Annotated in this window: 19 protein-coding genes; 14 read left to right on the top strand and 5 right to left on the bottom strand. The window is 67.5% G+C overall.

Translation table 11 applies throughout. The features are described from left to right. Positions 1-25 precede the first annotated feature (25 nt). From ABH933_RS21260 to ABH933_RS21200, 13 genes are all read left to right on the top strand, one after another. Positions 26-814, top strand: coding sequence for an enoyl-CoA hydratase/isomerase family protein (locus ABH933_RS21260; protein WP_429425739.1), 789 nt, complete (start codon positions 26-28; stop codon positions 812-814). Between the two features lie 47 nt (positions 815-861). Continuing rightward, entirely contained in the window at positions 862-1,239 is a 378-nt protein-coding gene (locus ABH933_RS21255) for a Zn-ribbon domain-containing OB-fold protein (RefSeq protein ID WP_429425741.1), read from the top strand. Next, entirely contained in the window at positions 1,236-2,387 is a 1,152-nt protein-coding gene (locus ABH933_RS21250; RefSeq protein WP_429425743.1) for a thiolase family protein, read from the top strand. Before ABH933_RS21255 ends, ABH933_RS21250 begins: the two co-directional genes overlap by 4 nt. A gap of 42 nt (positions 2,388-2,429) precedes the next feature. Then, entirely contained in the window at positions 2,430-3,623 is a 1,194-nt protein-coding gene (locus ABH933_RS21245) for an acyl-CoA dehydrogenase family protein (RefSeq protein WP_429426027.1), read from the top strand. Next, positions 3,620-4,570: a phosphotransferase family protein gene (locus ABH933_RS21240; RefSeq protein WP_429425745.1), complete on the top strand. Its 951-nt coding sequence runs from the start codon at positions 3,620-3,622 to the stop codon at positions 4,568-4,570. The genes ABH933_RS21245 and ABH933_RS21240 overlap by 4 nt, the downstream gene beginning before the upstream one ends. 29 nt (positions 4,571-4,599) lie before the next feature. Beyond that, positions 4,600-5,802 (top strand): acyl-CoA dehydrogenase family protein, encoded by a 1,203-nt coding sequence (locus ABH933_RS21235; RefSeq protein WP_429425747.1) that lies wholly within the window; start codon positions 4,600-4,602, stop codon positions 5,800-5,802. Further along, positions 5,799-6,557 (top strand): SDR family NAD(P)-dependent oxidoreductase, encoded by a 759-nt coding sequence (locus ABH933_RS21230; RefSeq protein ID WP_429425749.1) that lies wholly within the window; start codon positions 5,799-5,801, stop codon positions 6,555-6,557. The genes ABH933_RS21235 and ABH933_RS21230 overlap by 4 nt, the downstream gene beginning before the upstream one ends. 13 nt (positions 6,558-6,570) lie before the next feature. Beyond that, entirely contained in the window at positions 6,571-7,362 is a 792-nt protein-coding gene (locus ABH933_RS21225) for an SDR family NAD(P)-dependent oxidoreductase (RefSeq protein WP_429425751.1), read from the top strand. Next, a complete protein-coding gene (locus ABH933_RS21220; RefSeq protein WP_429425753.1) occupies positions 7,362-8,414 on the top strand; it encodes an alcohol dehydrogenase catalytic domain-containing protein in 1,053 nt (350 codons plus the stop codon). The genes ABH933_RS21225 and ABH933_RS21220 overlap by 1 nt, the downstream gene beginning before the upstream one ends. A gap of 50 nt (positions 8,415-8,464) precedes the next feature. After that, positions 8,465-9,976 (top strand): class I adenylate-forming enzyme family protein, encoded by a 1,512-nt coding sequence (locus ABH933_RS21215; RefSeq protein ID WP_429425755.1) that lies wholly within the window; start codon positions 8,465-8,467, stop codon positions 9,974-9,976. A 45-nt stretch (positions 9,977-10,021) separates the two neighbouring features. Then, complete coding sequence (locus tag ABH933_RS21210) at positions 10,022-10,645, top strand: TetR/AcrR family transcriptional regulator (protein ID WP_429425757.1); 624 nt, start codon at positions 10,022-10,024, stop codon at positions 10,643-10,645. A 69-nt stretch (positions 10,646-10,714) separates the two neighbouring features. Continuing rightward, complete coding sequence (locus tag ABH933_RS21205; protein WP_429425759.1) at positions 10,715-11,050, top strand: EthD family reductase; 336 nt, start codon at positions 10,715-10,717, stop codon at positions 11,048-11,050. Between the two features lie 65 nt (positions 11,051-11,115). Next, a complete protein-coding gene (locus ABH933_RS21200; RefSeq protein WP_429425761.1) occupies positions 11,116-12,066 on the top strand; it encodes an MBL fold metallo-hydrolase in 951 nt (316 codons plus the stop codon). Between the two features lie 30 nt (positions 12,067-12,096). On the opposite strand, the gene ABH933_RS21195 is transcribed toward ABH933_RS21200, so the two are convergent. The 5 genes from ABH933_RS21195 to ABH933_RS21175 are packed head-to-tail and all read right to left on the bottom strand — an operon-like array spanning position 12,097 to position 17,659. Beyond that, the gene (locus ABH933_RS21195) at positions 12,097-12,861 is read right to left on the bottom strand and encodes an SDR family NAD(P)-dependent oxidoreductase (protein WP_429425763.1); all 765 of its coding nucleotides are present in this window, start codon (positions 12,859-12,861) and stop codon (positions 12,097-12,099) included. A 40-nt stretch (positions 12,862-12,901) separates the two neighbouring features. Then, complete coding sequence (locus ABH933_RS21190) at positions 12,902-14,599, bottom strand: ABC transporter permease (RefSeq protein ID WP_429425765.1); 1,698 nt, start codon at positions 14,597-14,599, stop codon at positions 12,902-12,904. Further along, positions 14,599-15,759 (bottom strand): ABC transporter ATP-binding protein, encoded by a 1,161-nt coding sequence (locus ABH933_RS21185; protein ID WP_429425767.1) that lies wholly within the window; start codon positions 15,757-15,759, stop codon positions 14,599-14,601. The genes ABH933_RS21190 and ABH933_RS21185 overlap by 1 nt, the downstream gene beginning before the upstream one ends. A 4-nt stretch (positions 15,760-15,763) precedes the next feature. Further along, entirely contained in the window at positions 15,764-16,546 is a 783-nt protein-coding gene (locus tag ABH933_RS21180; RefSeq protein ID WP_429425769.1) for an SDR family NAD(P)-dependent oxidoreductase, read from the bottom strand. 48 nt (positions 16,547-16,594) lie between these two features. Continuing rightward, on the bottom strand, positions 16,595-17,659 hold the full coding sequence (locus tag ABH933_RS21175) for a substrate-binding domain-containing protein (protein ID WP_429425771.1): 1,065 nt from the start codon (positions 17,657-17,659) through the stop codon (positions 16,595-16,597). Between the two features lie 112 nt (positions 17,660-17,771). Between ABH933_RS21175 and ABH933_RS21170 the strand changes: the two genes are divergently transcribed. Next, entirely contained in the window at positions 17,772-19,715 is a 1,944-nt protein-coding gene (locus ABH933_RS21170) for an FAD-dependent oxidoreductase (protein ID WP_429425773.1), read from the top strand. The last annotated feature ends 235 nt before the right edge of the window (positions 19,716-19,950 follow it).

Here is a 19,950-nt window from a genome sequence, read left to right as displayed (position 1 = left end):
AACTTCCCCGATCGAAAGAGGTCACATGATCGACACCGACCACATCGTGCTCGAGAAGGACGGCGACATCGCGCGGGTCTGGCTCAACCGCCCGCACAAGAAGAACGCCGTCACCACCGAACTGCTGCACCGTCTCGACGAGATCATCGTCGAGGTCGACAACGACCCCGAGCTGAAACTGCTCGTCCTGCGCGGGCGCGGGAACACCTTCTGCTCGGGCTTCGACCTCGACGAACTGCGCGCGAACTATGTCGGCAAGACCACCTCCATGGACGTGGCAGTGCTCTCGGCGAAGGTCTGCGACCGCCTGTACTCGATGAACACCCCGTCGCTCGCGGTGCTGGAGGGCTATGTCACCGCGGGTGGTTTCGAGCTCATGATCTCCTGCGACTTCGCCGTCGCGGCCGACGATGCCAAGATCGGCGACTTCCACATCCGCCGGGCGCTGTTCGGTGGCGCGGGCCCGATCTACCGGCTGCCGCGGATGATCGGCATCCGCAAGACCAAGGAGCTGATGCTGACCGGGAAGCTGTTGACCGGTCAGCAGGCCGCCGCGTTCGACCTCATCAACGCTTCGGCGCCGGCCGCCGAACTCGACCAGTTGGTGGCCGATTTCGCCGCACCCATCGTCGACAAGAGCCCGTTCACGATGAAGCTCACCAAGATGACCATCGACCGCGGCCTGGATGCCGACATCCAGTCGCTGATGGTGATGGAGCACCTGGCCGTCGGCAACGCGCTGCAGTCCGAGGACGCCGCCGAGGGCGTGAACGCCTTCCTGGAGAAGCGCCAGCCGAAGTGGGTCGGTCGCTGAACCGCGAATCGGTTCAATCCTTTCCGTCGACGTAAGAAGGAAAAGACATGGGCGTTCCGGAGGTCCTCGCACTCGAGGGCAGCAGGTGCACGACGTGCGGCACCGTGGCATTCCCGGCCGGCACGATGTGCGGGCGGTGCGCCACTCCGACCTCGACCACGATTCCGCTGAGCGACCACGGCGTGGTCTGGGCGTACACCGTGCAGCGGTTCGCGCCCAAGTCACCGCCCTATGTCGTTCCGGGCGAGGGCTTTTCGCCGTTCGCGGTCGGATATGTCGAACTTCCGGAAGGCATCAGGATCGAGGCGGTCCTGGACTGCACCGACTTCGCCGAACTGGCCGGGGCACGGGTGCGGCTGGTCGCCGTCGCGCCGGTGCCCCGGTTCGCGACTCTCACGTTCATTCAGGAAGGTAAAGCGCAGTGACACAGTCGGTCTCGATCATCGGCACCGGGCTGTCCAGGTTCGGCAGGCAGCCCGAGGTCACCGGCCGGCAGCTCGCGGTCGTCGCGATCAACGCCGCACTCGACGACGCCGGATTGACGTGGCCGGACATCCAGCTGGCCTGCGGCGGGAGCGACAGCTCCGGGCTGGCCGATACCCTCGTCGCCGAATTGGGCTTCACCGGAATACCGTTCACCAACGTCAAGAACGGCTGCGCGACCGGCGGCAGCGCACTGCTCGGCGCGGTCAATGCCGTCCGCTCCGGAATCGCCGAGATCGCGCTGGCCGTGGGTTTCGACAAGCATCCGCGCGGTGCGTTCGACCCGACGCCGGAGGAATGGGGTCTGCCGCACGGCTACGGCGAGGCCGGGCTGATGGTCACTACACAGTTCTTCGGCGCGAAGATCAACCGGTACATGCGACTGCACGGCATCTCCACCATGACGCTGGCCAGGGTCGCCGAGAAGGCTTACCGCAACGGCAGTCTCAACCCCAACGCCTGGCGGACGGAGGCGATGTCCGCGGCAGAGATCGCGGCGGCCCCCATGGTGAACGACCCGCTGACCAGGTTCATGTTCTGCTCACCCGGTACTGGTGGCGCCGCGGTGATCGTGGCGAGCGAGCCCGTGACCCGGCGCCTCGGCGCCCACGGCATCCGCCTGCGCGCGATCAGTCACCGCACCCGCCGCTTCGGCTCCTTCGAGGTGTTCAGCCCGGCGATCCAGGGCAGCGGCGAACCGACCAGCGTGAGCTCCGACGCGGCAGCCGCGGCGTTCGAGGAGGCCGGCCTCGGTCCCGCCGACGTCGACGTCGCACAGCTGCAGGACACCGAGAGCGGTGCGGAGATCATGCACATGGCCGAATGCGGCTTCTGCGAACACGGCGAGCAGGAGGCGATGCTGGCCGCGGGCGATACCGAGATCGGTGGGCGCCTGCCGGTCAATACCGATGGCGGCTGCATCGCCAACGGTGAGCCGATCGGCGCGTCGGGGCTGCGTCAGGTCCACGAGATAGTCACCCAGCTGCGCGGCGCGGCGGGAGCCCGACAGGTTCCGGGGACGCCGAGGGTGGGGTTCACACACGTCTACGGGGCGCCCGGGATCAGCGCCTGCACCGTGCTCTCGGTGTGAGCCGAGCACATCGATCGAGGGAAAACAGTGTCCGAACCAGTAATTCCCGAGTTGGGCCAGTTCATTGAACAAGCCACATCCTGGCTGGCCAGTGTGGCCGCACCCCGCACCGAGAGTCCGTGGGGGAGTGGGTCCGACTCGGTCGCGGTCTTCGAAAACTGGACCGAAGCGCAGGAGCGTGCCGAGACCGAACGCGTGTGCGCCTACGAACGCGCCAAATTCGACGCGGGCTGGGGTGCGCTGAACTGGCCGCGCGGCTACGGCGGCCGTGAGCTCCCGCTGTCGCACGTACTCGCGTTCCGGCGCGCCGAGGAAGCCTTCGAACTGCCGAAGCGCACCGAAATGTTCTCGGTGACACAGCAATTGGTGGCACCGGCGATCGACCAGTGGGGCACCCAGGAGCAGCGGGAGCGGTATGTCCGCGCCATGCTGCGCACCGATGTCATCGCCTGCCAGCTCTTCTCCGAGACCGAGGCAGGGTCGGATCTGGCCGCGGTACGGACCAGGGCGGTCCGGACCGACGACGATGCCTGGATTCTCAACGGGCACAAGGTGTGGACCTCCGGCGCCCGGATCGCCGACCTCGGCGTCGCGGTGTGCCGGACCGATCCGGCCGTCGCCAAACATGCGGGCCTGACCGTGTTCCTGGTTCCGATGGACGCTCCCGGCGTCACCGTGCGCCCGATCCGGCAGATGACCGGGGGAAGTTCATTCAACGAGGTCTATCTCGACAACGTTCGCCTCGGCGACGGCCATCGGCTCGGGCCGGTCGGCAAGGGCTGGCAGGTTGCGCTGACGGTGCTGGCGGCCGAGCGCCTGGACGGGGCCAATCTGGGTCTGGCCAATGCCGATCGCGCGATCGCGCTGGCCGGGAATCTGGATCGTGCCCTCAGCGAAATAGAACGCGACCGAGTGGCCGATCTGGTGACTCGCGGTTACGTGCAGCGCGTCGCCGCCATGCGGGTGGCCGCGGCCGTGGTGGCCGGGCGCGATCCGGGACCCGAGGCATCGATCGGGAAGCTGCTGGCCACCGACACGATGGCCCGGACCTCGGAGGTCGTGCGGCTGCTGCTCGGCCGCGACCTGGCCGCCGATTCCGGCGCGTGGGGCACCTTCGCGTGGACCGAACATGTGCTCGGCGCGCCCGGATACCGGATCGCGGGCGGCACCGACGAGATCCAGCACAACATCATCGCCGAGCGCGTGCTCGGCCTGCCCAAGGAGCCGCGCCTATGAGCCCGACACTGGAACAGCGGGTCGCAGCGCGACTGCGCGCCGATCTCGGCGTGAGCCTGACATCCTTCGAACGGCTGCCCGGCGGCCATTCCGGTCTGACCTTCCGGGCGGAAACCAGCGGCGAATCGTATGTCGTCAAGGCGGTGCCGGAGGGCAGCAAACCGATCGGCCGCCACGACATGTTGCGTCAGGCACACATCATGCAGGTGTTGGCGCAGACTCCCGTGCCGGTGCCGCGCATCGCGGTAGTGGACAGCGACGAACCCGCTTGGTTCGCCATGGAACTCGTCGTCGGTGAGTCGCTGGAGCCGGTACTCGACGATCCCGCGGTCGCCGCGGACCTGGCCGCGGCCCGGATGCGCCGCGCCGCGCAGCTACTGCCAGCGCTGCACGCGGTCGATCCGGCCGACATTTCCGTGCCCGCGCTGACGCCGGCCCAGGAGCTCGCCCGCTGGGCGCGCACCCTCGGCGCCGTGCCACCCGAACTGGTCGCCGGCGGCGACCGGCTGCTCGCACTGCTCGAGCACAGGATCCCCGAACCGATGACGCCGACGCTTGTGCACGGCGACTATCGCCTGGGCAACATCATCTCCGCCGGCCCGGAACCGGTCGCCCTGATCGACTGGGAGATCTGGAGCATGGGCGATCCGCGCGTGGAACTCGGCTGGTTCCACGTCTTCGCGGACGGCAGCAATTTCCCCGGTGTCGGCCGGGAGTTGCCCGGTCTGCCCAGCGCGGCGGAACTGCTGGACATCTACTGCGCCGGCGGACCCGCGCTCGCCGAGCAAACCTGGTTCGACGCGCTCGGGCGGCTCAAGATGGCCGCGATCATGGGCCACAACCTCCGCAGGCATCGTGAGGGCCGGCACCACGATCCGGACCAGGAAAAACTGCCCGCGACCATCACTCGCCTCATCGAGACCGGAACCGCGCTACTAGCCGGTTGACCCTCGCCCTCCCGCTCAGGAGCCGCACTGTGGACTTTTCCTACTCCGCCCGCACCCGGGATCTGCTCGTCGAACTCGAAGACTTCATGAACAGCCACGTGTATCCGGCCGAGCCGGTATACGAGGCGCAGATCGCCGCCAATGCCAACCCGCACGAGCAGCCGCAGATCATGCGCGATCTGCAAGCCGAGGCCAGGCGCAGGGGTCTGTGGAACCTGTTCATGACGCACGACGGCCTGGGCGCGGGCCTCACCAACCTCGAATACGCGCCGCTGGCCGAGGTGGTGGGGCGCTCGGTGATCGGCAACGAGGCGATCAATTGTTCGGCGCCGGACACCGGCAACATGGAGATCCTGGCCATGTACGGCACCGAGCAGCAGAAGCAACAGTGGCTGAACCCATTGCTGGACTGCGGGATTCGCTCCGCCTTCGCGATGACCGAGCCCGCGGTGGCCAGCTCGGACGCCACCAACATCACCTCGACGATTCGCCGCGACGGTGACGAGTTCGTTCTGAACGGGCGCAAGTGGTACATCTCCGGAGTTCTCGATCCGGACTGCAAGTTGATCATCTTCATGGGCAAGTCCGATCCGGAGGCGAAGACCTACCGCCAGCAGAGCATGATCCTGGTGCCCGCCGACGCTCCCGGCATCGAGGTGCTGCGCGATCTGCCGATGTTCGGCTTCCACGATCGTCTCGGCCACGGTGAGGTCCAATTCACCGATGTCCGGGTGCCCGCGGCGAACATGCTGGGCGCGCAGGGCGATGGTTTCGCCATCGCCCAGGGCCGGCTCGGGCCGGGCCGCATGCATTACGCGATGCGCGCCATCGGCATGGCCGAACGAGCCATGGAGCTGATGTGCCGCCGAGCACTGGAACGCACCGCGTTCGGTGGCCCGCTCGCCGATCGGGGCGTGGTCCGCGAGTGGATCGCGCGCAGCCGCATCGAGATCGATCAGATCCGGTTGCTGGTGCTGCAGTCGTCCTGGCTGATGGACACTCAGGGTAATGCCGCAGTGCGCTCGCAAGTCGCGGCGATCAAGGTCGCGGCGATGGAGGTGGCACACACCGTCGTCGATCGCGCCGTGCAGACCTTCGGCGCCGCCGGGGTGAGCAACGACACCGTCCTTGCCCGGATGCACGCCATCACCCGGGCACTGCAGATCGCCGACGGCCCCAACGAGGTGCATCTGCGCACGATCGCCCGTCTCGAAGTGGAGAAATACCGATGAACACATCCGATCTGACCGGCAAGGTCGCCCTGGTCACCGGCGCCAGCCGAGGGCTCGGACTGGCCATTGCCCGGGGACTGCGCGACGCGGGCGCCACGGTGATCGTGTCGAGCCGGAAACTGGCGGCCTGCCAGGAGGCGGTGGCGAGACTGGGCGAATCCCCGGTCGGCAGCGCCCATCCGCTGGAACTGCACGTCGGCAAGTGGGACGCCATCGAGCCGGCCCTCGATCGGGTCATCGCGGAGTTCGGGCGGCTGGACATCGTCGTGAACAATGCGGGCATCGCACCGGTGGCCGACGATCTCGCTTCCGTGACGGAATCGTTGTGGGACAAAACCATCGAGGTCAATCTGAAGGGGCCGTTCCGGCTGATGGCCGCGGCCGGCGCGCGGATGGCCGATGCCGACGGCGGATCGATCATCAACATCTCCAGCATCGGCGCCCTGCGGCCGAGCCCGTCGGAAACGATGTACGCGGCCGCCAAGAGCGGGCTCAACGCCCTGACCCTGGCCTTCGCTCAGGCGTACGCGCCGACGGTCCGGGTGAACTGTGTCCTGCCGGGCGGGTTCGCGACGGATATGGCCGAGCACTGGGACGACGAGTTCATCGCTAAGATCGTCGATCGGCTGCCGGCGGGACGGCTGGGCAGGCCGGAGGAAATCGCCGGACTCGTCACCCATCTCGCCAGTGATGCGGCCAGCTACACCACCGGCGCGATCATTCCGGTCGACGGTGGCCGGACCGCGGTGTACTGAGATGGATCCTGCAATGACCGACACCCGGACTACCGCCGACGTCGATACCCTCACCCGCCTGTTCGGCTTGCCCGGCCGGACCGCCGTGGTCACCGGCTCCTCGTCGGGCCTCGGGCTCGGCTTCGCCAAGACGCTCGCCGATGCCGGGGCCACGGTGTTCGCCGCGGCTCGCCGCACCGACCGCTTGGCCGCCCTGGCCGACAGCGATCCGCGCATCGTGCCGATCGGTTGCGATGTCACGCTCGACGACGATCGCCGGGCACTGGTGGATCGCTGCTACGAACAGACCGGCCGCCTGGACGTGCTGGTCAACAACGCGGGCATGCCCGGACCGTCGCAGGCGGAGCAGGAATCGGCCGAGGGTTTCGCGGCCCTGCTCGAGGTGAATCTGCTTGCCGGATTCCATCTCGCCGTGTACGCGGCCGAACGGCTGCCCGAGGGACGAGGCGCGTCGATCATCAATATCTCCTCGATCATCGGACTGGCCTCGACGGCGCCGGTCGGCGGGGCGAGCTATGCCGCATCCAAGGCGGGAGTTCTGGGACTGACCCGCGAACTCGCGGGTCAGTGGGGACGCCGGGGGATTCGCGTCAACGCCGTCGTGCCCGGATGGTTCGATACCGAGATGACCGACGGGCTGTTCAGCAACGACAAGTCCGCCGGCTGGGTTCGGCGCAACACCATGCTCGGTCGGGGCGGTGCGGCCGGGGAGGTCGACGGCGCGGTGCTCTTCCTCGCCTCGGATGCGTCGTCGTACGTGACCGGCCAGACGGTGGTTGTCGACGGCGGATGGACGGCACGCTGATGTTGGCCATACAGCTGACCGAATGGGGGCGGCCGCCGGAACCGCGGGAAGTACCGGTACCGCAGCCCGTCGGCGAGGAACTTCTGCTCCAGGTCACCGCCGCAGGACTGTGCCGATCCGATCTGCACGTGATGGACGCGGCGGTGGCGAGTTTCGACTGCCCGTTGCCGCTGACCCTCGGGCACGAAGTTGCCGGAACCGTGGTCGCGACCGGACCGGACGTCGCCCCCGGATGGATCGGTGAAACCGTTGTGGTGCACGGCATCTGGAGTTGCGGGCACTGCCGAAACTGCGCGCGGGGCCGGGAGAACTACTGCCTGCGGCTGCGTCCGCGCACCCTCGGCGCGCCGCCACCGATAGGCAACGGCCTCGGATATCACGGCGGCCTGGCCCAGGCGATGCTGGTCCCGTCGGCCCGGCATCTCGTGCGCACCCACGGCCTGGACCCGGTCCGGTCCGCGCCGCTGACCGATGCCGGACTGACGGCTTACCATGCAGTGCAGGAACACGCCGCTCTGATAGACGAGCACGCGATCTGTGTGGTGATCGGCATCGGCGGCCTCGGCCATCTCGGCGTCCAGATCCTGCGCGACCTCGGTGCCGGGCGAATCGTCGCAGTCGACGACCGCTCCGACGCACGGGCGATGGCCCTGTGGCTGGGCGCCGACGCGGCATTCGCCGACGTGGATTCCGCGCGGACCGCCGTAGCCGACGGCGCGGATCTGGTCATCGACTTCGTCGGCGCGCCGCAGACGACGGGGCCCGCTACCCGAATCCTCGCCCCGGGTGGCCGCCTGACGGTGGTGGGCAGCGCGGGTGCTCGAGTCGAGGTCGGCAAGGATGTCGGCCTCGCGGCCGGATGGGAGATCACGGCACCGTTCTGGGGCCCGCGCACAGACCTCGTCGCGGTGGTCGACATGGTGCGACGCGGGGCGCTGCACGTGGCGGCCACGGCCTACCCGCTCACAGACGGGGTCGAGATCTATCAGCGTCTGCGCGATGGAGACATCACCGGACGTGCCGTGCTGGTCCCGCCACCGCTGGCGGGCTGATGTCCATCCGTGTGCGGTGAAGGATCGGATAGACCTACGAGGAACAGGCGATGAAGACACTTGCGAAAGAAATGCTCGAGCGGGCACAGCACAGCCCGGATCGGATCGCGGTCGTCGACGAGCTCGGCGAACATAGCCTCGGTGAGATCGTCGCAGCGGCATCGACCCTGGCCGCCCGCATCGAGGCGATCGATCCAGGCGCCCCGACGGTACTCGTGCAGGCGGACAACACCTGGCACACCGTGGCCGCCGCGCTCGCTGTCGGGATGCGGGGCGGGGTCGTCGCGGTGCTGAGCCCGCACGCGGCCGACTCCGAGTTCCGCCTCGCCGTTGCCGATATCGCGCCGGATCTGGTGTTCGCCGAGCCCGAGCCGCTGGATCGGTGGGACGTGCCTGCCCGCTTCGCCATCCGGGAGACCACCTTCGCCGGTCGAGTGGTATGTGCCCGGCCGGGGCCGTTCGGACCGGTGGAACGCTGGCGCGGCGGGACGGCCATCGCGATGACCTCGGGATCCACGGGCCGACCCAAATGCGTTGTGCAGTCCGAGGAGGCTATCCGCTACGCCTGCGCCCGCACGATCGATGTCGTGGGCATGCAGCCCGGTGACGCCGTCGGAGCGTTCGTTCCACTGTCGTCGGTGGCCGCGTTCTGCTTCGGCATGTATCTGCCCGCTTACCTGGGCGGGAGCATGGTGACGATCGACAAATGGTCTCCGGCTCCCGCGTTGCGCGCGATGGCGGCCCATCGCGTCGCCTGGACGATGTTGGTCCCGACCATGGCCCTGCAGCTGTCGCTGGTCGACAATTCCCCGGGCGCGTTGGCGCTGCGGGCTATGACCGTGGGCGGCGGTCCGATGAACGAGGCCGCCATGGCCGCTGCGGAGAGCCGCCTCGGCACCACCTTCCTGCGGGTATTCGGCATGTCCGAATGCCTCGGCCACACCACGCCGCGGATCGACGACCCGCCCGCGATCCGCCTCGGCCGCGACGGACGCCCGTTCGAGGGCACCGTGGTCCGAGCCGTCGACGGCGCGGGGAACATCCTGGGCCCGGGTGAGGTCGGCGACGCCCAGGTGAAGGGACCGTCGTTGTTCGTGGGCTACGCCAGGGACGGTGTTCCGGTGCCGCCGGAACTCACCCCCGACGGATTTCTGCCCACCGGCGATCTGGTCGAGGTCGCCGACGACGGCTCGATCCGCGTTCTGGGCCGACAGAAGCAGATCATCATCCGTGGTGGCCGCAACATCGACATCAACGAGATGGAGGCGGCGATCGCGGGCCTGCCCGCGGTCGTCCAGGTGTGCGTGGTCGCGGTGCCGGACGATCTGCTCGGTGAGCGGGCGGCCGCGCTGGTCGTCACCGATGGTCTCCCGCTGACGCTGGACAGCGTCACCACGCAGCTCGCGGCCGCGGACGTGCCCAAGTTCAAGTGGCCGGAATATCTGTTCACCGTGTCGGATCTGCCACAGAACCGGGTCGGCAAACTGGACCGGTCGGAGGCGGTTCGCCTGGCGGCCCGCTTGACCACCTCGACTGACTCGAGTTCAGCTCAGGTGGGGTAATGTCGACCGAGCTATATATCCGAGACGCATGGGGGTACATCACCGATGGTCGCTGATACCGAAGCTCGCCGCGAGAGCGCCCGTTCGAAGCGCAGCCATATCCTCAGCACGGCCATCGAGAAATTTGGGCAGGTCGGCTACGAGCAGACCAAGTGGGCATCGGTCGCGGGCGAGGTCGGTATCGGCCAGACCGCGCTGTATCACTACTTCGAGTCCAAGGCGCATTGCCTGCTGACGATCATGCGCCTCGAACTGGCCGATTCCGTCGACCGCTTCGTCGCCGCCACCGAGAATCAGGACGACCCCGAGCAGGCTCTGCGCGCAGCGGTCGCCGGAGCCCTGGCGGGGACACCGACCGACGCCCTGCGACGGCGGATCCTGCAGAGCCACATGGATCTGCTCACCGCACCGCGCCAGTCCGAGAAGGAGGAGGCCGAACGGCTGCGCTCCCGGGAACTGGTACAGGAGATCGAACAGAACTGGGCCGGGCTGGTGTCGCGCGGTATGGACACCGGCGTCTTCGTCGACGGTGACCCGCGTCTGCTCGGGCAGTTGATCCTCGGCATGATCGTCAGCATCTGGCGCTGGTACCGGCCCCAGGGCGATCTCAGCCTGGCCGAGATCACGGAGACGATCAGCACCTCGGCCGTCCGGCTTCTGGTCAAGTAAATCCGAGGCACCTCCGGACACGGGTTCGGCATGCCCGCAGAAACCAAACAGAATTCAATTAGGAGAATTGTGTACAATCTCATCGTTCTGGCATCCCGCCCCAGTGATTGGTCTCACGAGCAGTTCATCGAGTGGTGGCGCGGCGAACACGCCGAGGTCACCTACCCCATTCCCGGACTGCTGCGCTGGCAGCACACCGAACTGCTCGAGTCGATGGACGATAAGTCGGCAGGCTGGGATGGGCTCTCGATCCTGAGCTTCGAATCCCGCGAGGCGCTCGACGCCGCGCTGGCGAGTGCGGAATGGCAGGCCGCGGTGCGGCACGTCGGCGCCATGCGGGGGCGGCGCATGATCTGGTTCGGCGACGAGCGGACGATGGTGCCGCTTACCGAGACCGCCGCGTGAGTACACACTGGGCGGAACCCGGGTGTTACCCGATAGCCGAAGGCATCCATCGCATTCCGCTGCAAATGCCACAGGACGGATTGCGTGCGACCAACGTGTACGTGCTGGAAACCGATGCCGGCCTCGCATTGATCGACGGGGGCTGGCATCGGCCGGACACCTACCGTGAACTCGCCGCCGGGCTCGCTCGAATCGGCCGTTCCCCCGATGAGATCCACGATGTGTTCGTCACGCACGTGCACCGCGATCATTACACCTTCGCCGTCGAGCTGCGTCGCAGGCACGGGTGCCGAGTCCATCTGGGCGCCGAGGAATCTCCCGGCCTCGAGGCCATTCACCGTCTCGGCACCAACGAGCCCGAGAATGCCCTGCACGAGTTGCGCCGCGCGGGCGCAAGCGATCTCGCCACCTGCGCCCGGACCGGCAGCCTGGCCGAGCCCTTCGATCCACAGGACTGGGAGCCACCCGACCACTGGTTGCGGCCGGACGCCGTCGAGCTGTCGGGGTACCGTCTGCACGCCCAGGCAACTCCCGGTCATACCAAGGGCCACATGGTCTTTCGGGACCTCGATCGAGGGCTGATCTTCACCGGGGACCACGTGCTGCCGACGATCACCCCTTCGATCGGGTTCGAACTCGGCCCATGGGAACTGCCGTTGGACAACTTCCTGCGCTCGCTGACGCTACTGAGCGACGACGACGCACCGGTCATGCTGCCCGCGCACGGCCTGCCCGGCGGGAGCGTTGGCCGGCGAGCGCGCGCACTGCTCGCTCACCACGAACATCGGTTCGCCCAGATAGTTTCCGTCGTCCGCGAACTCGCGCCGTGCACGGGAGCGATCGTGGCGCGGGCACTGACCTGGACGCGGCACGACCGCCAGTTCGACACCCTGGGCACCTTCGACCGGATGTTCGCCACCTGTGAGACGCTCGCGCATCTCGATGTGCTGGTCGCTCGAAATGTGTTGACCGCGAAGGACAACGACGGTGTGGACGTCTTCGGCATCGCTCGCTGAAGACGTCCACACCGCCGTTTCCCACCTCGCTCAGGCGCAGGTCCACCCACCGTCGACGTAGAGTTCGGTGCCGGTGATGAAGGTCGAATCGTCGCCGGCCAGGAATGCAACCGCCGCGGCGACCTCCTCGGCACGGCCGAGCCGACCCATCGGGGTGTGCTCGAGCATCGCCCGGTGCCGGTCACTTCCCTCGTATCGGTCCAGCAACTGGCGCGTCTCGATGAATGCCGGGTGGATCGAATTGACTCGGACACCCTTGGTCGCCCAGTACAGGGCCGCATTCTTGGTCATCGTCCGGACCGCGCCCTTGGCTGCCGCATACGCCAGACTGTTGCCCAGTCCGCCGACGGTGCCCAGGATCGAGCAGAGGTTGACGATCGACCCCCCGCCGGTGCGCTCGATGAGCGCACCGGCGTGCTTCATACCCAGCCAGGTGCCGGTCTGGCTGATCGCGATCACCTTGTTGTACCGCTCGAGGTCTTCGTCCACCACCGTGGCCAGGCTGCCGATGGCGCCGTTGGCGACGAGCGCATCCAGGCCCGAGAAGCGCTCGGCGACCACCTCGACCGCGTTGCGCCACTGCTGCTCGTCGCTGATATCCAGCTCGAGCACATGGTGTCGTTCGGGATTCGGGATGTCCGCCGCCACCCGCGCGCATGCCTCGGCATCCAGATCCGTCAGCACGAGCACGGCGCCCTCGCCGGCGAGCCGCCGCGCGATCTCCACGCCGATGCCGCCGGAAGATCCCGTCAGCAGGACCACTTTGTCGTGCAATCTCGCACTACCGGTCGTCATATCCATCTCTCCACTTCCGGCCTTCGCCGCCCAGTTCGAATCACAGATTGCTCAACACGTTCCGGCCGCCCACGAGCATCGCCGCCGCCACTCCCACGGTGGTGACCGTGGTCATCAGCAGTGCCATCGCGGCGACGAGTGGATAGGAGCCGTTCTCCCACAGATCGAACAGCAGGGTGCCCATCACCTGGGTGGTCGATGCGCGCACCAGCAGTGAGGCGGCGAACTCGTGCGTGAGCAGGATGAACATCAGCGCGACGGCACTGAGTATGGTCGGGCGCATCAGCGGGAGCATCACCCGGATGTTCGTGACCATCGGTGAGGCTCCGCTGGTCGCCGACGCCTCACTGTAGGTGTTGCCCAGCGAGAGCAGCGCGGTCATCTGCATCCGGATCGCGTAGGGCAGCATCAGGACGATGTAGACCAGGATGATGACGGCGCGGGTTCCGTACAGGATCAGTGGCGGCTCGGTATAGGTCAGCAGGAATCCCACACCGAAGATGACCGCTGGAATACCCATCGGCAGCACGGCGATGAGGTCGGCGATCAGTGCGAGGATCCGGAATCGCCTGCCGCGCACCAGCAATGTGGCCACCGCGTAGCCGATGGGAATGCATATCGCCACGGCGACCAGCGAAGTGACGACGCTGGTGACCACCGAGTTCACGATCGCCTGGTTCGAGGCGAGACTCCGGAAGTTCGCGAGGGTCAGGATGTGCGGGGACAGCGAGCCCGACCAGTACGGCGTCAACGAGACGACGACCAGCCCGAGCAGGGGGATGACCAAGGCCAGCAGGGCGTAGATCACCATGGTGACCGAGGCCCAGGCCGAGCGTCCCGGCGGCGCCGAGAATGCCTTGCCGCCGTGGGTGACGAATCGAGTCTGGTTGCCCAGCAATCCTTTCTGGATCAGTACCACCGCAAGCCCGAAGAGCACCAGGGGCGAACCCGCGGCCGCGGCCGCGGCGAAATCCGACGGTGACTCCGATACCCGGCTGTACATTTCGGTGGTCAGCACCTTCACGCCCTTGTTCTGCCCGAGCAGCAGCGGACCGGTGAACTGGCCCAGGCCCAGCAGCAGGGCGATGCCGCCGCCGTAGACCAGCGACGGGCGCAGTAGGGGAAGCACGACCCGGAAGAACACGCCGACGGTCGAGGACCCGTTGACCTGAGCCGCCTCGAGATGTTCGGAATTGATGCTCTGCATTCCGGCACTGACGAACAGATAGACGAACGAGGTCAGACCGAAACCGGTGAGGACGACGATCCAGGGCACCGTGTACACGTCGACCGGTCCGGTGTCCGAGCCACTCCACCAGGGCAGGTGGCGTAGCAGCACATTGAGATAACCCGGCCCGGGGGACAGCAGGAACGTCCAGCCGACGATATTGGCGACCGCGGGCATCACGATCGGCAGGATCGGGACGATGCGCAGAAACGACAGGCGGGCCGGCAGCCGGCTCGCGGCGAAGGCGAGCAGGGTCCCGAGGACCATCGCGATCACCAGCGATCCGACGGCCAGCAAGATCGTGGTCCGGATCGTTTCGCCGATGTCGTATCGGCCGTACTGACTCCGGTAGCCGTGCGCGCCGTCCTGGAATGCCAGCGCCTGCAACCGGATCATCGGCACGACGACCAGATCGGCGAGAACCGCGAGCAGGGCCAGGTATCCGATCCGGGACCGCCACTGCGCCGGAATCGCGATCGGTCCGGCGGCGGTGATGCTCAACGAGGTCATCAGGCGTGTCCTTGCGCGCTCACGGGTACCGCCACGGGTACCGCTGGGTCGAGATCGCCTGCCGGAGCGAAGATCCGGAGGCTCGCGGGCGAGAAACTGACCACCACCGGAGCACCGGGGCGGCTGTTGCGCAGCGCTGGACCGTGTGTCGCGGCGTCCGCTCGCAGCAGGAGTTGCTCGCTGCCGGTCGCCACCGTCACCTCGAAGTAGCGGCCACCGTATTCGTAGGTGACGAGTTCCGCGCTCAGGACGACGTTGCCCAGCGGCACATCCTGAGCCGAGGCATGTAACAGCACGTCGTCGGGACGTAGTCGCGCAATCGCCGCCGAGCCCCGGTCGGCCGCGCCCCGGACCAGCGCATGGGTCAGGTCGATGGCGTCTCCCGCCGACGTGCGCCAGCCGTCGTGCTCACGGTGCAGCTCGAGACGGTTGGCCATGCCGATGAAGGCCGCGACGTACTCCGATACCGGATTCTCGAAGACCCGCTCGGGTGTGTCGTATTGTTCGATCCTGCCGGACTTCATGATCGCGAGCCGATCGCCGAGCGCGAACGCCTCGGCCTGATCGTGGGTCACGAATACCGCGGTGAAGCCCAATTTCTGGTGCAACTGGTGGATCTGGGTGCGTACCTGGTCGCGCAGCCTGGCGTCGAGGTTGCTCAAGGGTTCGTCGAACAGCACCAGATCCGGTTGCGCGACGAGGCCGCGCGCGACGGCCACCCGCTGCTGCTGCCCGCCACTGAGCTGGGAGGGATAGCGATCGAGCAGTGCGCCGCAGTCCACCATCTCGGCGGCGGCCTCGACCGCGCCCTCGGCGATCGCCTGTTTGCGCCCCCGCACCTTCAGCGGATAACGGATGTTGTTCCGGACCGTCATGTGCGGCCACAGCGCGTACGACTGGAACACCATCCCGATATTGCGCTTGTGCGGGGGCACATTCGTCCGGGCCCGTCCGTCGAAGACGACGTGATCTTTGAATGTGATCGATCCGCCCTGCGGAGTTTCCAATCCTGCCAGGCAGCGCAGCGTCGTCGTCTTTCCGCACCCGCTCGGACCGAGCAGGACCAGGAACTCTCCCTCCTCGATCGCGAGGTGGAGTTGATCGACCACGACGTTGGATCCGTAGGTCTTGGTGAGCCCGGCGACGGTGAATTGCGACATCGGCTCATACCTCCTGCGGCTGTCGCTTGGGGGTGTGCACGCCCGCGCCGGTACCGCCGTCGACGAGCAGGTCCACGCCGGTGATATAGGCGCTGTCGACACTGGCCAGGAACGCGATCACCTTGGCCACCTCCTCGGCCGAACCCCGGCGCTGCATCGGGATGCTGCGCACATAGGCCTGGACGTCGTCGGATTCGAAACCCGGACCCGCGGTGATATCGGTTTCGATGCTGCCGGGGCACACCGAATTGACCCGGATACCACGGCCCGCCAGCTCCAGGGCCGCGACCTTCGTCAGCGCACGGACGCCGAACTTGGCGGCGCCGTAGGCGCCCAGCTCGGCTGTGGCCAGCACGCCGCGCAGCGACGAGATGGTGACCACCGCGCCGCCGTCGCACATGGCCGACGCGGCGGTCCGCAAGGCCAGGAAGGTGCCGACCAGATGCTGATCGAGGATCGTGCGGAACTGCTGCAGTGTGGTGTGCTCGAGCGGGGCCTTCAGCGCAGAGCCGGCGCAGTTGACCAGCACCTGGAGCGGGTGGTCCGCCCATTCCATCTCGGAAACGACTGCCTGCCAATCGGATTCGGCGGTCACATCGAGTTTGCGATAGTGCGCGCCGGGCCCGAGTCGGCGGGCTCGTTCGCGCCCTGCGGCATCGTGGACATCGGTGAGGTAGACCGTCGCGCCACGTCCGGCGAACAGTTCCGCGGTTGCGCCGCCGATTCCACCGGATGCCCCGGTCACCAGCACATTGACGCCGCGTAGCGGCTCGGCTGTCTCGTCCATCTGCTGTCCTTCGTCAATGGGGGAGTGGTTGGGAGGTTGCGTCGGCGATCAGCCCTGGAAGCGCTTCGACCAAACCTGGGAATACTGCGACACTTTGTCCGGCGTCAGGTTCGCCGTATTCGGCGTGGGGAGGTCCTGGGCTCGGGCGACCGCGCCGCGAATATCCGGCAAGACCGCGGCGTAGCCGGAATTGAGCGCGGCCTGTCCGTCGTGGGTGACCATGAAATCGGCCAGTACCTGCGCGGCGTTCGGATGCGGCGCCACCTTCGTGACGTGGCTGTACCACGGTGTTCCGAACGGCGACTGCGGTAGAACCCAATTCACCGGCGCGCCCGCGGCCACCTCGGTGGTCAGCGGTTGCACAGAAGGGGTGACGGAGATTTCACCGGACGTGAGTGCCTGCGCGATGCCGAGGGCGCTCGGATACACCCGGGGCGCGAGCTCGGCGAGCCGCTTCCAGTAGTCCGCGCCGTAGGTCTTCTCGTAATACTGATACATATCGACGTACGCGGCGATACCGGTGGGGTTGGTGATGCCGATCTTGCCCCGGTACTTCGGATCGAGAATGTCGCGCGGGTCCTTCAGTCCGCCCGGGACGGCCGCGGTGTTCCAGCCGAGGGAGAAGACCGCTGCGCTGGTGAGCGCGAAGCGGTTGTGCAGCAGGCTGACTTCCGGCCGGTACTCGGCGGCGTGCAGGTCGGGACCTACGAGGTCGGACGAATAGGTGCCGGACTGCGCGGCGGTCTGCGCCCAGGCCATGTCGGTCAACATATGCACATCTGCTATGCCTTTGCCGGTCTTGTTCTCGGTCTCCACCCGCGGATTGATATCCGCATCGGTTCCGCGCACGTACTCCATGTGGATCTGCGGATACTTCGCCTCGAACGCCCGTTTCAGGGCGTCCAGATTGGCCGGCTTCTGGCTGGAATAGAGCACCACCTTGCCCTCGTGCTCTGCGGCTGTGACTACGTCCGACCAGCTCCCTGATACCGGCTTCGTCGTCCCGGAAGCCCCACCGCAGGCGCTCAGGCCCGCGACGGCGGCGAAGACCGCGCCGATGGCCACAGCCTTCGACAGGGTTCTGATGATGCGATGCGTTTGCTGAAAGGTCACCGAATCCACCTAACTGAACTGATGTCAGTTTGAGAAACTAAGCCAGAGGGCCTTGTGGTGTCAATCACTCTGTGTCAATAATGTGAATTGAATCCAGTTCAAGGAGGATCTCATGGCCACACTGTCGGCTCCGCTACGGATCGGCGCATTGCGCCTGGCCAACCGCCTGGTAGCCACCGCGCACGGGTCCGGCGCCGTCGCAGGTGGTCTGGCGCAGTCGGGAGACGACGAGTACTGGCGTCGCTGCGCGGCCGGCGGCGCGGCGATGGTGATCGCGGGCGGAACGGTGGTGAGCCCGGAATCGACCAACCGGGTCGGCAACACCACCGAGGCGTGGCGGCCCGAAGCCGTCTCCGGGCTGCGCAGGCGCGCCGCGGCAATCGCCCAGGAGGGTGCGATACCGGTCTGTCAGCTGGTGCATCTCGGGCGCGAGACGCTGGGAGCGGAGATCTGGGGGCATCCGATCGGCCCGTCGGCCATCCGGTCCCCACGGGAACCGGTGCGTGCCCGCACGATGACCGAGGCCGATATCGACCGGGTCGTCGATGATTTCGTGGTGAGCGCACGGCACGCCGCCGAAGCGGGCTTCGCCGCGGTGGAACTGCATGCCGCGCACGGCTATCTGCTCGCGCAGTTCCTGTCCGCGGCGTCCAACCGCCGCGCCGATGCGGGCACGATCGCCGGCCGGGTCCGCATACTGCACCGGTTGCACGCGGCGATCACCGACGCCTGCGCGGATCTCGTTCTCGGCGTTCGGGTTTCGATCGACGGCGCCGAAGAGGCCGGCCTGGACATCGACGGGCTGTGCGAGCTGCTGCCGCAGCTGGAGATGTTCGACTACATCAATGTGACGGCGGGCGTTCGCACCACCTACGTCCGGGACATGGCCACCGACGTGCCGCCGCTGCTGACGCACGGGGCCCGCTTGCGGGCCGCGACGACGCGGCCGCTGCTGGTCTCGCAGGCGTTTCGGTCCCGCAGCGACATCGAATCGGCGTTGGACGACGGCGCCGATCTCGTGGGCATGGCGCGTCCGTTCATTGCCGATCCGCAGATCGCCGAGAAGCTGCTCCGCGGTGACGATGCCACGATCCGCCCATGCGTCTCCTGCAACGAGGACTGCCGCACTTTCACTCCGGCGCTGCTGTGTTCGGTCAATCCCGACCTGGGCCCCGGCGGCTCGGGCGACCGTCCGGCGATGCCGCTGCGGCTCGGCCGACGACCCGGGCCCGGCAATCGTGTGGCGATCATCGGCGCCGGACCCGCCGGGCTGGAGGCCACTCTGCGACTGGCGCCGACGCACGATGTCACGTTGTTCGAGGCCGGTGCCCACATCGGCGGGCAGCTGCGGACCGCCTCGCAGGCGCCCCATCGGGACGGGTGGGCCCGATTGCTCCGGTTCTATCAGGACAACATCGGCGCTGCGACGCTGAAGCTCGAGCACTCCGCGCGGCCGGCGGATCTGGACGGCTTCGGCGAGATCATCATCGCCACCGGGGCGACGGAGATGTCGAGGGAGGGTGCGTTCTCGGCCACCGAGGTCATCCTGGACCGGGACAGGATCGGGCCGGGCAGCCGGGTGATGGTCGCCGACGACGGCTTCGGGTACTGGGCGGCCGTCGGCGCGGTCGAGTCGGCGCTGGCGGCCGACGCGGCCGAGGTCACGGTGCTCGTTCCCGGGCCTGCGTTCGCGTCGTCGATTCCCGCGGAGAGCCGAGTCCAGCTGCGCAAGCGGCTGGCGGGCCACCCGGTGACCTTCGTTGTCGAGGCCACGCCTGTCGAGGTGAGCCCCGCGCTGGATGCCGCCGCGCAGACCATAGTGATCTACCGAAACATTCTGTCCGGCAGCACTTCTCAGCTGAGCTGCGACCGATTTATCGCAGTCGGCGAGCGGGTCGCCCGAGACTGGCAGCCGTTCGTGCAGGAGTTGCCGCACGCCCGCATTCAGGTGATCGGCGACGCGGCCGTGCCGCGTCGCGTCGCGCACGCCATCGCCGAGGGATACGCCGCCGCTGAAACGATCACCTCGAGCCCGTACGCGTTCACCGGGGCATGACGTGAAAGTCCCAGGACGCGATGGGCTTCCGTCGAGCGCTCGACGCCCCCTACGCCATCGCGCACGCGCGGCGGAGGCATCCTTCCGGCGGTAGCAACCCCGTCGGACCTTTCGAACCCGGTCTGCCCGAATCGAATTCGGTGCCACCGGGCGAGCGAGCCACCCCCTGACTCCCCTGTACAGGTCCGGCCGGTCCGCCGACCGTCGACCCCCGGCGTCCCACGCCGGACTACAC

It is taken from the genome of Nocardia sp. GP40 (assembly GCF_050434125.1).
GTDB lineage: Bacteria > Actinomycetota > Actinomycetes > Mycobacteriales > Mycobacteriaceae > Nocardia > Nocardia albiluteola.
Note: the sequence above shows the minus strand (reverse complement) of the source record. Positions and strands in the feature narration are given on the sequence as shown.